General features: G+C 37.6%; 14 protein-coding genes. 6 read left to right on the top strand and 8 right to left on the bottom strand.

Annotated elements, in window-relative coordinates:
* Positions 1-15: 15 nt before the first annotated feature.
* The 4 genes from H3R21_RS04700 to H3R21_RS04715 all read right to left on the bottom strand — a co-directional run bounded on the left by H3R21_RS04700 (position 16) and on the right by H3R21_RS04715 (position 3,130).
* Positions 16-951 (bottom strand): phosphate/phosphite/phosphonate ABC transporter substrate-binding protein, encoded by a 936-nt coding sequence (locus H3R21_RS04700; RefSeq protein ID WP_109715913.1) that lies wholly within the window; start codon positions 949-951, stop codon positions 16-18.
* Between the two features lie 36 nt (positions 952-987).
* Complete coding sequence (locus H3R21_RS04705) at positions 988-1,131, bottom strand: hypothetical protein (RefSeq protein ID WP_158593031.1); 144 nt, start codon at positions 1,129-1,131, stop codon at positions 988-990.
* Positions 1,132-1,276: 145 nt separating this feature from the next.
* Positions 1,277-2,206, bottom strand: coding sequence for a phosphate/phosphite/phosphonate ABC transporter substrate-binding protein (locus H3R21_RS04710; protein ID WP_198183415.1), 930 nt, complete (start codon positions 2,204-2,206; stop codon positions 1,277-1,279).
* Between the two features lie 456 nt (positions 2,207-2,662).
* Positions 2,663-3,130, bottom strand: a complete 468-nt coding sequence (locus H3R21_RS04715) for a universal stress protein (RefSeq protein ID WP_046307865.1) — start codon at positions 3,128-3,130, stop codon at positions 2,663-2,665.
* 141 nt (positions 3,131-3,271) lie between these two features.
* Between H3R21_RS04715 and H3R21_RS04720 the strand changes: the two genes are divergently transcribed.
* Together H3R21_RS04720 and H3R21_RS04725 are read left to right on the top strand one after the other, a co-directional pair.
* Positions 3,272-4,072 (top strand): tyrosine-protein phosphatase, encoded by an 801-nt coding sequence (locus H3R21_RS04720; RefSeq protein ID WP_198183369.1) that lies wholly within the window; start codon positions 3,272-3,274, stop codon positions 4,070-4,072.
* A 19-nt stretch (positions 4,073-4,091) separates the two neighbouring features.
* On the top strand, positions 4,092-4,568 hold the full coding sequence (locus tag H3R21_RS04725; RefSeq protein ID WP_046307869.1) for a nucleoside 2-deoxyribosyltransferase: 477 nt from the start codon (positions 4,092-4,094) through the stop codon (positions 4,566-4,568).
* 141 nt (positions 4,569-4,709) lie between these two features.
* Here the strand turns inward: H3R21_RS04725 and H3R21_RS04730 are convergent, their stop codons facing one another.
* Entirely contained in the window at positions 4,710-5,381 is a 672-nt protein-coding gene (locus H3R21_RS04730; RefSeq protein WP_046307871.1) for a type 1 glutamine amidotransferase, read from the bottom strand.
* 205 nt (positions 5,382-5,586) lie between these two features.
* The gene (gene nagA, locus H3R21_RS04735; protein ID WP_046307872.1) at positions 5,587-6,741 is read right to left on the bottom strand and encodes an N-acetylglucosamine-6-phosphate deacetylase; all 1,155 of its coding nucleotides are present in this window, start codon (positions 6,739-6,741) and stop codon (positions 5,587-5,589) included.
* A 154-nt stretch (positions 6,742-6,895) separates the two neighbouring features.
* On the opposite strand from nagA, the gene H3R21_RS04740 reads away from it, so the two are divergent.
* Positions 6,896-9,886 carry a TIM-barrel domain-containing protein gene (locus H3R21_RS04740; protein WP_232352317.1) on the top strand — a complete coding sequence of 997 codons (2,991 nt, stop codon included), beginning with the start codon at positions 6,896-6,898 and terminating at the stop codon, positions 9,884-9,886.
* Between the two features lie 64 nt (positions 9,887-9,950).
* Here H3R21_RS04740 and H3R21_RS04745 read toward each other — a convergent pair whose 3' ends face one another.
* Positions 9,951-10,883 (bottom strand): cytochrome C5, encoded by a 933-nt coding sequence (locus tag H3R21_RS04745; protein WP_198183371.1) that lies wholly within the window; start codon positions 10,881-10,883, stop codon positions 9,951-9,953.
* Between the two features lie 147 nt (positions 10,884-11,030).
* Here H3R21_RS04745 and H3R21_RS04750 point away from each other — a divergent pair, with 147 nt between their 5' ends.
* Positions 11,031-12,269 carry an MFS transporter gene (locus H3R21_RS04750; RefSeq protein ID WP_255524810.1) on the top strand — a complete coding sequence of 413 codons (1,239 nt, stop codon included), beginning with the start codon at positions 11,031-11,033 and terminating at the stop codon, positions 12,267-12,269.
* A 43-nt stretch (positions 12,270-12,312) separates the two neighbouring features.
* On the opposite strand, the gene H3R21_RS04755 is transcribed toward H3R21_RS04750, so the two are convergent.
* On the bottom strand, positions 12,313-13,563 hold the full coding sequence (locus tag H3R21_RS04755; protein WP_198183373.1) for an MFS transporter: 1,251 nt from the start codon (positions 13,561-13,563) through the stop codon (positions 12,313-12,315).
* A gap of 104 nt (positions 13,564-13,667) precedes the next feature.
* Between H3R21_RS04755 and H3R21_RS04760 the strand changes: the two genes are divergently transcribed.
* Positions 13,668-14,528 carry a helix-turn-helix domain-containing protein gene (locus H3R21_RS04760; RefSeq protein WP_198183375.1) on the top strand — a complete coding sequence of 287 codons (861 nt, stop codon included), beginning with the start codon at positions 13,668-13,670 and terminating at the stop codon, positions 14,526-14,528.
* 86 nt (positions 14,529-14,614) lie between these two features.
* Complete coding sequence (locus H3R21_RS04765) at positions 14,615-15,247, top strand: hypothetical protein (RefSeq protein WP_198183377.1); 633 nt, start codon at positions 14,615-14,617, stop codon at positions 15,245-15,247.
* The last annotated feature ends 150 nt before the right edge of the window (positions 15,248-15,397 follow it).

A 15,397-nucleotide genomic window follows, 5' to 3' on the forward strand; every position in this document is an offset into this window, starting at 1 on the left:
AACTTCCTTTATCTCTTATTTTTTAGTTGATGCGACAATTTTGTCATACTTACGAACAGTATCGAAGTCGCTGTCCTTACTTGGAACGTATCCTTCGTGAGTATAAATGCTTTCGATAATCTTCTTACCCTTCTTGGATTTACCGATATCAATAAATGCATTTGCTAACTTCTTACGGAATGATTTAGACATGCTTGGAACAACAGAAATTGTGTCATTTGGAATTGGCTTAGTGAAGTAGATTGGCACAACTTGATCCATAATCTTAGGGTTGTCTTTCTTCACAATTGTACGTGCATCTTCAAAGACAAATGCTGCATCAGTGTCACCGTTTAAAACGTTCAAAACTGATTGGTCCTGTCCTGTAACAGTAACTAGCTTACAGCTCTTCTTAACATCAAGACCTTTTTCCTTCAATTCAGCGATTGGGTAAACGTAACCAGCTGAAGAAGTTGGGCTTTGGATGGAGATTGATTTACCCTTTAAGTCCTTCCATGACTTAATTCCTGAACCCTTTTTAACTAAAATTTCAGCACGGTAGAAATTAACTAAGTCCTTAGTTGGACGGCCGCCAGGTTGCTTAACGCCGTATCTTTGTGCTTGTAATAAGACATCAGCAGCACCTTGCTCGTGTGCTAGCACATAACCACTTGGTGGCAAGAAACCAACATCAACTTTCTTGGATTTCATCGCTTCGACAACCGTGTTGTAGTCAGTTGACATTGAAACGTGAACTGGTATGCCTAAGCGATCAGATAACATCTTTTCCAAAGGCTTTGCGCGTGACTCAAGTTCAGTAGCAGCTTGACTAGGAACAAACTGAACGTTCAATGACTTTGGTGTGCCATTGCTACTACTGTTATCGCTCTTGCTTTTACCAGAACATGCAGTAGCCATTAATGCAACTAACATAACGGCTGCACCAGCTAAAACTTTTTTAAATTTCTTCATCGTGCCCTCCCAGACATAAAAAAAGACCTAATCTAATTAACACGTAACGTGAATTATACTAAGTCTTTTGGTAATAACATTATTAATTAAGAAACGAACATTACCCTCTTTTTTAAGGGAACGAAAAGAGCTGCCAACAATGTCTTTGATGAATGCTGTACGCAATCCATACTTTTGCATGCCTCTAACTCCCCTTTCGACAGTCCGTAAATTATTCTTACAAATAATAGCAGAAATGTTTCCTTTAGAAAAGTAATTTAATCAGAAAACTTCGTCTGAGACCAAATTTAAGGTAAATGCGTTCCAAATAATAACTTAGTCTGGTTTATTTTTTAGTTGAGGCAATGATCTTGTTATATTCACGAATGATATCGTAATCACTGTCTTTAGCGTAGGTATATCCTTCTTGATTATAGACACTTTCGATAATTTTCTTACCCTCTTTAGAATGAGCAATCGAAATGAATGCCTTAGCTAACTTCTTTTGGAAAGCTTTTGGCAAACTTGGAATAACCGAAATTGTGTCATTGGGAATTCTTTGTGAGAAGTAGATTGGCACAACTTGATCCATAATCTTAGGTTCGTCAGCCTTAACGTTGTTGCGGGCATCTTCAAAGACGAAGGCTGCATCAGTGTCGCCATTAAGTACGTTTAGTACACCTTGGTCTGCACCCTTAACTGAAACAATCTTGCAGCTCTTAGTTACATCGAGTCCCTTTTTCTTCAATTCTGCTACTGGGAAAACATAACCGGAATCAGAAGTAACATCTTGAACAGAAATTGACTTACCCTTTAAGTCCCTCCAGCTCTTAATTGATGAACCTTTTTTGACTAAAATTTCACTTCTGTATGAGCTAACCAGTTTCTTAGTTGCTACACCGCCCGGCTGTTTAATGCCATAGCGAACTGATTGCAAAAGCAAGTCAGCCGCACCTTGTTTATGAGCCAAAATGTATGCATCAGATGGTAAGAAACCAACTTCAACTTTCTTTGACTTCATTGCTTCTACTAAACCGTTATAGTCGGTTGACATTGAAACATGAACTGGAATGCCTAGACGTTTTGATAATAATTTTTCCATTGGTTTTGCACGAGCTTCGAGCTTGTTGGCACCGACACTAGGAACAAATTGGACATTCAGTGACTTTGGCGTACCATCACTTTTTGAAGTTGATTTACCACTTGAGCAGGCAGTTAAGCCAGCGGTTAAAAACAATAAGAAAAGTGCTAACAGAAATTTCTTAACTTTAGACAATTTCATTTTTTACTCCTTAAAACTAACGATATTTCGACAATCTGTTTGTTATCAATTTTTCAGATGATTAATTCGTATTATTACTTCATCTTCTTTCACAAGTGGTAAAAATCCCAACAAAAAAGAGCACGATGTTTCCGACTACACCAAGCTCTGTTTGATATTGTTATTAGCAAAATGAACAAATAAGTCTGCCATTGAAAAAAGTTGTAGTTGCCCCAAAAATTTATTTGTTACATTCTTTGTTCTCATTTTTCGGCACCTTTCTCAAAAAGCAGCATTACGTTCGTTACAATAAAATAATATCATAAATATTCGCGATTTTACACAAAATTGGCGATAATATTTAAATTATTGTTTTAAAAATATAACAATCACGAACAAAGGTGCAACAACTTTTTTACGATACAAAAAGGCATACACCAAGGTATATGCCTTAAATTTTTAAATTCAAGATTATTTAAGTGGCTTATTATCAACGTCCGTACGTACAATAAGTACATCAGCCAATGCATGCTGGTTAACGTATTCTGTTACTGAACCCATTAACATTCTCTCAACCGCGTTAAGACCAGTAGCTCCCATAATAATCAAATTATTATGATGATCTTTAATAAAGTCATAGGAAATAATAGCTTTTGGACTGCCATAGCGGATATGGTAATCAAGATCATCAAAACCTAGGTTGTCATGAGCCCAAGTCTTCAGACTCTTAAGATACTTTTCTGCATCTTGTGTCATCTGATAAACAGTATCACCCGTAATTAGTGTATCCTGCATTTCCCCTAAAAATTGTCTAGTATCAATGACATTTAGAACATCAACGTGGGCATTTTCAGTCATTGCAATTTTAACTGCTTTATCAAAGGATCTTTCAGCTGATTCTGAACCGTCAACTGGAACTAAAATTTTGTCTTGTTTCATACTTGTGTCCTCACCCTTTAGAAATTCTTTCTAAGCTTATTTTAACATAGTTTCGCTAGCAGTTACTTTTTTTATAATTGTTTGGACATAGCTTTATTGTTAAAATGGATTTTATGTCAGAAAGTAAGGGTGGAGAATGCAATGACGATAAAATTAGAAAATCAATTACTTAACATCAAAAATGGCCGTAACTTTCGTGAGTTAGGCGGCTATCAAACTAAAGACGGCAAAATGATTAAGAAGCATAAATTAATCAGAACTGCTAACTTAGCATCACTTGATGAAAACGACCTTAAGTATCTACAAGATTACGGCGTAAAATACGTCGTTGACTTCAGAAGTAAAGATGAAGTTGAACGTGAACCTGATCGTGTCCCAGAAGGTGCTACTTATGATTTTGACCCTGTTTTCAGTGAGGACTTGACTGAGTCATCAAAAGGAATTGACGAAGTCTTAAGTCAAGATAATCAAAACCCTAAAGATGGCTATAATCATATGTTTATCGCCTACGATGACATGATTAAAAGTGAATCAGCACAACGTGCTTACCGAAAATTCTTCGATGTCTTGCTTGCAAATGATGAAGAAAACCGTAGCGTGATTTTTCACTGTACAGCCGGCAAAGATAGAACTGGTTTTGCGGCACTTTTGGCACTAACTGCCTTAGGCGTTCCGCTAGACACAATTAAGCAAGACTATCTTTTCACCAATGCCGCAACAACAGACTTTGTTAACAGTCTTCTTCAAAAAGCAAAAGATGAGGGCGCAAACGAAGCAGGCTTAAGCAACCTAAAAGACTTACAAACTGTGCATCCCGAATATATTGATCATGTTATTGAAACATTACAACGAAATTATGGTGGCGTTGAAAACTATTTACATGATATGATGAAAATAACTGATGAAGAGATCAGTAAGTTGCGTAAAATTTATCTGAATTAATATTAAAAAGGAGACACAAATGAACAAAGCAAAGACTGTTTACTTTGGTGCTGGCTGGTTCAACGAAAAACAAAATAAAGCTTACCAAGATGCGATGAAAGCTCTAGACGCTAACCCAACCATTGACCTTGAAAATAGCTATATCCCACTTGACAACCAATACAAGGGAATCGATGTTGGTAAGCACCCAGAATACTTACATGACCGTGAATGGGCAACTGCAACCTACCGTGGTGATTTAACAGGTATTAAAGCAAGTGACATCATGATTGGTGTTTACTTACCTGAAGAAGAAGATGTTGGTCTTGGGATGGAACTTGGTTATGCAATGAGCCAAGGTAAATACATTGTCTTAGTTATCCCTGACGAAGATTACGGTAAGCCAATTAACTTAATGAGCTGGGGCGTTTGCGATAACGCAATTAAAATTAGCGAACTTAAGGACTTTGACTTCGACAAAGCACGTTTCAATTTCTACGATGGTGCTGTATATTAATGCGCATCGTGATAAAATAATCATGAATAATTAATTGATATCCATCTGGATTCATACAAAAAAGCTCTATTTCACCGATAGAGCTTTTTTGTGTTAACTATAAAAATAAGGCAAATTTAAATCTTATTTTTGCAATAACAATTAATTAGCCTTGGCAAGATAATTTAAAATACTAAACATTGCCTCTCTATTAGCGACAGGTATTGATTTACTAATAATCTGCTCTGCTGTTTGGTTTAAGACGGAGCCTTCAATGTACTGTGCATCATTTACTACAATTTCATTGATATTGTTTTGTTCAGGTTCCAAGTGAAACTGCAGTCCGACAGCTTTGTGACCTAAAACGAATCCTTGATTGGTCAAATTTTCGTTAGAAAAAAGCACATCAACTTCTTCAGGTATTTCGAACATTTCTTCATGCCAATGTAAAACAGTTAGTTCTTGTGGCAAATCACTAATCTTGTCTGACTGTAATTCAACTGGTGCCCAACCTACTTCTTTTACTGGTGCCTTTTTTATCTGGCAACCTAGCGTTTTAGCAATTTGCTGTGCACCGTAACAAACACCCAGAATAGGAACATCTTTATCTAGCAGCTCCTTAATTAACTGCCGTTCCTGCGCAATCCATGGTAAGTCATCATTTGGACTCATTGGTCCGCCCAAAATAACTAAAAAGTCAGTTTGCTGTGCTGTTGGTAAGATACCAAATTGGTATGGATGATAAACATAAAAATCATGATGATGTTGTTTTGCCCACGCTTCAATTGAGCCTGGTCTTTCATTTGGGGTGTGTTGTAAAACGTTGATAATCATTTTTTCTCCTACTAACATTAACTCTACTTTTTTAATTATTAATCATATCAATCTATAAATATTATTTAAAACTGTTTGTGTAATTTTAGTTGCACTAGTTTTGATAAAGTATACTAATTTTAAATTGGCAGATTCAGGAAAGAAAATAATTCCTCAACAAATAAAGCACCATGATTTTAAAACCATGGTGCTTTTATTTTTGAGCTTAAGCCTTGTAACGTGATTTACCATTCAAATAAGTTTCACTTAAAGTCATGTCTGGGTTCAAAACAATGAAGTCTGCAGCCTTATCAGGTGCAATCGAACCACATTTGTCTAGGACATTAGCACTTTTAGCTGGAACATAAGATGCCATCATTATAGCTTCTTCAGGAGTCGCTGCATTCCAGTCAACAACATTTTTCACTGCAGTATTTAACTGTAAAATACTGCCGGCAAGATTATCGCCATCTTTTAAGCGAGCCATACCATCTTTAACATATACAGGTAATTCGCCAAGCATGTAGTCGCCATCAGGCATCATTCCTGCTTCCATACAGTCAGTAATTAAACAAATGTGCTCTGAGCCCCTAACCTTAATTAACGAGCGTACCATTTCCTCCTTAACGTGGTGACCGTCACAGATTAATTCATCAGTCACATTATGTAAGTCCATTGCTGCGTTGGAAATTGAAGAATCATGATGTGATGGATCAGGCATTCCGTTGAAAGTATGGGTAAACATAGTTGCACCCGCTTCAACACATCTTTTAGCTTGATCATAAGTAGCACTTGAGTGACCTAATGATACAACAACGCCTTCTTTTGTCACTGTGCGAACAAATTCTTTAGCGCCTGCCCGTTCTGGAGCAAGTGAGATTTTATTTAGTAAACCTTCAGATTGGTCACGCCAGTCATTAAATTGCTTAACACTAGGGTCTAGTAAGTACTTAGGGTTTTCTGCCCCAGCATGTTCAGCAGTAAAGTATGGTCCTTCGAAGTGTAAACCTTGGACTTTTGCACCAGTTTCTTCACCTTTATGTGCACCAAACATCTGACAAATTCTAGTCAGAGTGACTTCATCAGCAGTATAGGTCGTTGGTAGCCAACTAGTAACACCGGAACGTAAAAAGCCTTCAGAAAGACGGTTGATTCCATCCCACTCACTTACCATTACATCTTCTTTTAGTGAACCGTGAACATGTGTATCAACTAGTCCGGGAGCAATCCATTTACCAGTATATTCGACAATTTTACCTTCAGGCTTTTCATCTTCCGAGTAATAAAAGCCAAACTTGCCGTCATCCTGGATTTCTAGATAGCCGCCGTCTTCCGTTACATTTTCAAGGAAAAATTTATCTGCGTGAATATAATAGGTCATAATTTTTGCCTTTCTTTTAAAACTTGTAAATTCGCTTTCAAAATCAATTTTAGACTAATAGACTGGTCATTACCAGATGAATTATAAATATAACGGAAAGTTTTCGATTTTTAGTTATAATAGGTATAAGAAGACTAAACAGGAAGCAAAAATTATGATACAAGAACCGCAAACAGATAAACATCAAATTGGAGCTTTAACAGGTGCAAGCAAGCGCGATAACTATTACGAATTGCACTTTGAAACAGGGGAAATTGCCCGCTTTTATATCTTGGCTGATGGTATTTTCCGTCTTTTACTTGATCCAAAGCAACAATTTAATGAAGAAAATTCCGCTTTTTTTCAGTTTGAACATTTTAATAACAATGTCTTTGAGAAATCACGTGTCCGTGCAACAAATGATTCCTTAATTATTCATTCCGGTAATTATCAAATCATTTTTTGGCAAAAACCGGCTATCATGAGTATTTTCGATGAAACATTGCATGGAACACGTATGGCACAATCCAGTCCAATTGAAGTTGGCACACAACAGACGACTGAATTTTTAGATCAAGATAAAAACGAATTCTATTTTGGTGGCGGCTTGCAGAACGGCTATTTCAGTCATAAAGGTAGAAAAATCAAAATTACACGCGACCATATTACTGGAAAAGGTGGCGTCATTAGTGAAGTGCCATTTTTCTGGTCAAACAGAGGTTACGGTGAATTACGTAATACCTCGCAAGCTGGAACTTATGATTTTGGTAAAACTGACTCTAAGATTACTACGATTAGTCACAAGGATCAGCTATTCGACAACTTTTATTTATTAGGTTCTACACCACAAGAAATACTCAGCAAGTTTTATCGCTTAACCGGTAAGCCTGCAATGTTGCCAAAATACGCACTAGGATTAGGGCATATCGGCAACTTCTATACAACCATGTGGCAGCCAAGTAAGGCTGCCGTTCGTAACGCAACTAAAATTGACGGTAATTTTTACACACGGACCAAAAACCAAGAACTTGCATCCCATAAGGCTTCCCTCAACGGAGAAGAAAACTATCATTTCTCTGCGCGTGCAATGATTGATCGCTATCAAAAAGCCCACTTTAAGTTAAGTTGGTTTGTACCTAATTATAATGTCACAGCCGCAAATGATGCTTTAGCCTTTTTCAATGATTATGCAGTTAATCAAGAAGTTGCTCCTGGCTTTTGGCACCAAGATGATCTTGCACTACCTGAAAAAACCACTTTTGCCTTTACATCAGATGCTGATTTAATTGACTCGGATAATGCTAAGTTGCAAAATCAGTTGCAAGACAAGCGCGCTATTGTTTTCAGTGATAATGGTTCTGTAGGCACACAAAAAGATGCCGCACTTATATATGGCGATGTTGGCGGTAATTGGGAAAATATTGCCACTCAAGTTGCCGGTCTTGTTGGCTCTAACTTATCAGGTCAGCCACTTGCTGGTGCAGCAGTAGACGGTACAGTTGGTGGTGGTAACGCCCAAATTACTGTACGTGATTTTGAATGGAAGGCATTTACACCCCTACTATTCAATCTTGATGATCAAGGCCAATACAGCAAAACACCGTTTGCTTATAATCGTAAAATTACGGATATTAATCACGCATACTTACAATTGCACCAACGCCTGCAAAGTTACCTTTATACTCTCAACGCCCAAGCAAGACTGGGCCAGCCAATTGTGCGTCCCTTATTTATCGATTTCCCTGAAGAGCGCACCAATTATACTGAGATGTTTAGTAGCGAGTTCATGCTCGGCGATAACCTGTTAATTGCACCAATTACCAGCGGGCGCGAAAATGAGCAAGGCGATTCACTTAAGGACAATCTTTACTTACCGGGCAAGCAAACAATGTGGATTGACCTATTCACTGGCCAAAAGTACGCCGGTGGTCGGGTTTACAATAATCTTTTATATCCAACCTGGCACCTACCTGTTTTTGTCCGTGGTGGCAGTATCTTCAACTTTGGCAAGCGAGATTATGTCATTTATCCACAAGGTACTAGTCATGGTGTGACCTATGATGATAATGGCACAGTTGATTTTGAAAGTAATCACAGCCAGACAAGAATCACTAGTTCATTTGACGAAGAAAAATTGGTTGTTACAGTCGAGCCTACTGAAGGCCAATATCCTGGGCTAGAAAGTGACCAGCCAACAGCTCTAACTTTGATGTGCGATGCTTATCCTGAAAATGTTGAAGTTAGGGTTAATGATCAAATCGTACCCCTCCAGGTATACGGCACACTCGATGCGTTTGATCACGCAAGTGAAGGAATTTTTTACAATACTAACTATAGTTTGCCTGAATTCTCGCAGTATCATTTGCCAAAACAAACTGCACTTCAAATTAAGTTAGCAAATCATCCCGTCGCTACTACAAAAATTGAAGTTATCATTCGTGATTTCTCATACAGTAGTGAAGTTTTGGGACACGAAATTACAAGTGGTGTTTTACCTTCACCTAAACTGCCGTCAGTTGCTTCAAGCAAAATTTCAGCTCATTCATTTGAGTTAGCTTGGACTCATCCTGCCAAAGTACAAGTTGAAATTAACAATCTTCTCTACGAAGGAATCGAAGGCACTAGTTTCACGTTCCACGAATTGCTTCCTAACACGCGCTACATTATTCGAATGCGTTACGTAATTGGCAATAAAGTTTCTGAATGGTCCGATCTTTTTGGTGTAATTACTAAACACGCTGCAGAAGATTATGCCATCCAAGAAATTTCTGTTGCAAGTAATTTTACCAGTAAAGCTAATCATCCACTTGATTACCTAACAGACCTAAAGCTGGCTAGCGAGTGGCAAACAAGTGAACCGGTAAGCCCCGAACATCCCTTAGAATTGACTTTCAAATTTAGCGACGTTGAAAAATTAAGTCGTATGGCCTTTGTTCCACGCAACATTGATCATGAAGGTGACCCAACCGAAATTAGTCTGGCAGTTTCAACTGATAACGAAAACTACCATGTGTATGCAGACCATGTAGCCTGGAAAGCAGACAGTAAAAATAAGGTAATTGGTTTGCGTGATGTGCGCGCCAAATCAGTTCGCTTGACTGTTCATCGCTCTTCCGGTTCAATGATTGCAGCGCGCGAAATAATTTTCTATCGTGCTAAACGATAATTGATAAAAAATAGTGCTAAAAAAGCAACAAACTAGCAAATTTGTTAGTTTGTTGCTTTTTACGTTATTCAAAATGATCCCCTTTAATTGCTCGATAAATTGAAATTACTAGGACCAAAACTGCACAAAGTATTGCGACATATGCCATTGGACCGATGCTAATTGCTGCTTTTGCCTGCTCATTAGCCATTCGGTTCTCCATTGCATATTCTACAATCCACTTGCTGAGTAAACGTGGCGTTAATACAAAGCTGACCATTGCAACGATTGAGGCAACTAGAGCGGTGTTACGGGAATATGGTTCTCTAAAAAATTGCGCTAAAACACAAAAAGCAGGTGCAATCATCAATAATAAAACCCACATAATAATCAACCGACCGGCGCCACTATTCATCATTTGTGCGCTATTAGCTGCATAACGGTATTTACCCCAAAGCTGTCCCCCAGTGAAAGTATTGAGCAAGTTTAACAAGTACGAACCTTGTTGGCCATAAACTCCACCACGGTTAGATAAAATGCTCTGAATCACTTGTAAGCCATCAGTTGAACCAGCGGCCGGAAAGTTAACCGTTACCACTTTTTTCATATAAGTAGCTAGAAACATCAAAACCGAGCCACCAAATTGAAGTGCACGTAACATATTTAATTTACGTGAAGCCTTCATTTTAAACTCAAGGCTGAGGACACGGTCGGGATGATGACTGTGACCGATAATAAAAATTCCTACACCAACAATGACTGCTAGAATTGCCAGCAGCCACCATAACTTAGCCATTACAAAGAAAATAGCCAAAACAACTATTGCTACAGCAACATAAGGCCGGTCTGAAAAAATTTCCCAGAAATTTAGTTTTAAATGACGATATTCAGTACGTGTTGTCGAAGCAGTATCCTGGTCAGACAACTTGTTTTCAGCGGACCGATTGGGCACTTCTTGCCGCTCACTGGCATGTTTTTTACGATACTCTCGTCTTGTCATGTGTGAATCCTGACTCATACAACACCTCTTCCTTTCAGAAACAATATCCTAGCACGTTTTTAATTCGAGGTTGCGCTTTTTTATAAATTTTTAGCAATTTTATTGTGCTAGAATAAAAAAAGATGTTGTTTTTTTGAAAATTTTAAAAAGAAAGATGAGGATATTTTGAAAAGTTCAGATCAATTACCCGACGGATGGCATAAAGCCTTTTATACCCTATGGTTAGGTTGTTTTATTACCGGTATGGGGTATTCCATGACAATGCCCTTCATTTCGCTTTTCATTGCTGATTTAGGGCATTACAGCAAGTTTCAAATCAGTATGTACTCCGGTCTTGCATTTGCAATGACCTTTATTGCCCAGGCAATAGTATCACCTTATTGGGGAAACCTTGCTGACCGTAAGGGGCGTAAACTCATGTGTATGAGAGCTTCTGGCGTCATGGCCTTAACTATTACGGCAACCGGATTTGCACCAAACGCGATTTATATCATTGTGATGAGATTCATTCAAGGAGCTTTTTCCGGTTATATTAACAACGCAACAGCACTTATTGCTGGCGAAACACCGCATAGAAAAAGTGGTTGGGTAATGAGCCAGATGATGACAGCAGGGACTGCTGGCAACCTTGTCGGCCCACTGCTTGGTGGCGTGTTATCAAACTTTTTTGGCAACTGGCTTGGCGGTGCTTGGGGTTACCGTATTCCTTTCTTCATTACGGGTTTTTTAATGGTACTAGTTTTTCTTGGCTCAACCTTCCTAGTACAAGAGAAATTTACGCCAATTTCGCGTGAAGAAATGAAACCAATGAAGGAAATTATTCATACTCTACCTAACGTTAAATTGATTTTTGTAATGTTCATCACCACCCTATTAGTGCAAGCTGCCAACATGTCGATTGATCCGATTGTTTCGCTATACGTTAAATCAATGATGCCAAACAGTAAAAATATCGCCTTTGTCGCCGGAATAGTGGCTGCTACTCCTGGCCTTGGAACTTTACTTGCCGCCTCAAAAATTGGTCATAAAATGGATGAAATTGGCCCGCTAAAAATTTTACGTCTTGGCTTAATCGTTGGTGCAATTCTGTTTGTACCAATGGCTTTAACTAATTCTCCTTGGGCCCTTGCAGGGTTACGTTTTCTACTCGGTATTGCCAGTGCCGCGATGCTTCCTGCAGCTCAAACTGTATTGACACTTAATACCCCAGCAGAAAGTTTTGGTCGAATCTTCAGTTACAACCAATCGTTCCAAGCTGTCGGTTCCGTTTTTGGTTCATTAATGGGATCAACTATTTCAGGTTTGTTTAATTATGCAACCGTCTTTTGGACGACTGGCTTTACCCTATTAATCAACTTTATGCTCATTATCTTTTTCAGTTTAAAGAAAAACACTAGCAAGTAAAAAGCTAACCAGAAATTTCTGGTTAGCTTTTTTATCGTCCATCTTATTTTGCAGCTGGCTTTGCTTTTGTTTTATTCATTACAATGATAGTAACTACAAAAGTTAACAGACTCAGTATTAATAAGCCTAGCACAGCGTAGTTAACTTGCGTAGCAGCCGATAAAGTTGTAAAGGCAGTTGTCATTAACGGGCTAACAACCAGTAAAACCGTGTTTATTAGGCCAACCGATGATGCCAGAATTTTACGGTCAACTGTAGTAACTAGCCATTGCGTTAATTTGGGACCTGCAATTCCGGCAAAAAAACCCATTAAACAATAAGTAATCAGGCAACAAATTAATTGTTTACCCATAATTGAAATACAGACAAAGGTAGCTGCAACGTTTGCAAGTAAGACAACTAAATAAAGGGAAATATTTTTGAATAATCTAGTTCCAGCAATGCTGCCTAAAGCTGCTCCGACGCCTGCCATTGCGCCAACTAGAGCAATTGTAAAACTATATGTACCGATTAGCATTGTTTGACGATTCCCAGCTATTACGATTGACAATAGAGGCTCAATCGTACTTAAAACGCCATTCAGTAATGCAATAACTAAAACAGTGGTCAAAAGTCCACCGGCCTTTTTTACTTGTTTTAAAGCCAAAGCCATTGTTGCCCAGTAGCTTCTATCGTCTACTTCTTGGACTTTATCTTGTGCTGTATCCTTGTGCTGCTTCCGCGAAATACTACGATAAATCAAACCTGCTACGATAAATGTTAGTCCATTAATAACAGCTAGCACAGAATAGGACATAAACAGTAGTAACCCTGAACCAATAAATTGACTAATCAGTGTAATTACTTGCGACACTCCGGTAGTAAAACCCTCTGCTTCACCAACTTCATCTTCTTTAACTAAATCAACAATTAAAGGTGTACTTAGTCCACTTGAATATGTTCCAAGGGTATCTGAAATAAAGTTAATCACAATTACGGTCATTACTAAGTTCCAGCCAGCAATATTTTGACTGAATAGAAAACCAACCAATAAATAGAGCGCTCCTCTAATCATTGCCAGCCAAACAATCTTAGAAAATTTATTGTTTGTGCGATCTGCAAAATAACCGCCAAAGCTAGATAAAAGGCGTGGAATAGACTCAGAAATTGCAATTAACGACAATGCAAGTGAGTAATTTTTTAACCGACTGGCATAGGTCATTAAAGCCAAATAAAATAGAATGTCTCCCGCACTTGATAAGATGCTGGCAATCGAAAACTTGCGGTATTCTTTATTTCTTAAAAAAACAATCATCTTTTCACTCCTAAATGTACTTCTTTACAATTATTATATTTGAGTTAGAATTTTAAATTAAAAAGTGTCATATATGAAACAGTGCTTTTAAGGATATACTAAAAATGACTATCGGCAATTTACTTAAAGAGTATCGAATTAAGGCGGGTAAAACACAACGTTCTTGGATTGGCGAGATTATCAGTCCGTCCTTTTATTCAAAAGTTGAAAAGGGCTTAAGCCGTATTTCAGCGGAAGATTTAATTGAATTATTAAGACGAAATCATGTTAATCTTGCGTCTTTTTTTGATGAAATTGATTACCAAGCCAAATCAAATGATGCACTAGAAAAAGAAATAATTACTCAAATCACCGATGCTTATTATGATTGCGACCTTAAACACCTAAAAGAAATCAAACAAACAATTATTAATAGTACTTTTGCAGATAAAGATGAGCTCTTGCTGCGTGTTGATTCAGTGTTAGCAATAATAGAACAAACAACTGAAAAGCTAAGTTCAAAAGAAAAGAGTGAATTAAAAAGTAAATTCTTTAATGCCGAAAATTTCGATAGAGATACAATAACCATTTTTTTGAACTTTATGTACTTTTATGATTTTGGTAGCGATTTAGTGATTACTAAGAAAATTTTTCGCCAATTTAAAAATAGTAATGCCGAGGACACTCAATTTATTGTTTTAGGCATTTTAATTAATATGATTGAAATGTGCATAAGCGAGGACAAGCATACTGATGCTTGGGAGCTGATTGAGATGTCCAAGCAAGTTCCAACTAAACCAATTACTTGTTTCAGCAAAATGCTCTTATTGATTTTAGAAAATCTGCTTAAGTATCACGATGAACCAAAGCAAGTCTACATCGATAATTGCCAAAAAGAAGTTGAACAACTTTCTCTAATTGGTATGACCGAGCTTAGCAAAAGCTGTCAAAGAATGATTGATGAAAACACCAAGATGACAAATTAGTGTATGTGCTTTTATTTTTACAAATAATTTGCTGTATAATCATACTTGTTAATAAGCATTTATTTACAGAATATTTGAGGTCAATTATGAAAAAAGCAAAACTAATAAAACTTATTTCCCTTGCGGCAATTTTTCTAGGAATTGGAAGCATTGGTTTAGCAGCCAGTGCTAGAGATGTTAATGCAAGCAGTGAAGATGAAACCGTGCTTACACCTCCAGAAATTGCAGTAGAAACTGGTAATGAATATGGCGCCTTAAAAAAGGATGTTTTTCCTAAGAGCTGGAAAGGTTATTGGGGCGGTAAAAGTGATTACCGTTACATTATCCGTGAAGGTTTTGGTGACGTTTATGGCAACTGCACTATTGTGGAATACGGTTATGTAAAAGGTACGCATAACTATCCGTGGCAAATGCCTGAAGAATGGAAGAAAAAATGTGTAGCAAATAGATTGTATCTCCATGCTACGCGTAGAACGTGGGTAAGTAATGCTGGCATCACATGGGCTATCTTAGGCTATCCATTATCTGAACCTATCCAAAAAGATGACATTGCTATTACTTGCCGTACCGAAACAATCAAAGGTAAGAAGTACCGCGTCATGTTCGAAGCTAATCCGAAAAACTTCAAGGTAACCAGTCAGTACTTTAGAGCCAAGAAGTTAACCAAAAAATATGCTCATCATCAATTCAAAGACATGGAATATTCAACTAAGTTTTAATTTAGGTATTCACAGTAATTGCAAATAAAAAGGCGGCAAAAGCCGCCTTTTGTTTTTGCTCATTACTCAAATTATCTTCTTCATTAATTCAGCTAGCTATCCAATTGGACAAGTGCTTTATTTAGGTTTTTAGTCTTATCTTCTGACTAC

Source organism: Lactobacillus sp. W8172 (assembly GCF_016102055.1).
Taxonomy (GTDB): Bacteria; Bacillota; Bacilli; order Lactobacillales; family Lactobacillaceae; genus Lactobacillus; species Lactobacillus apis_A.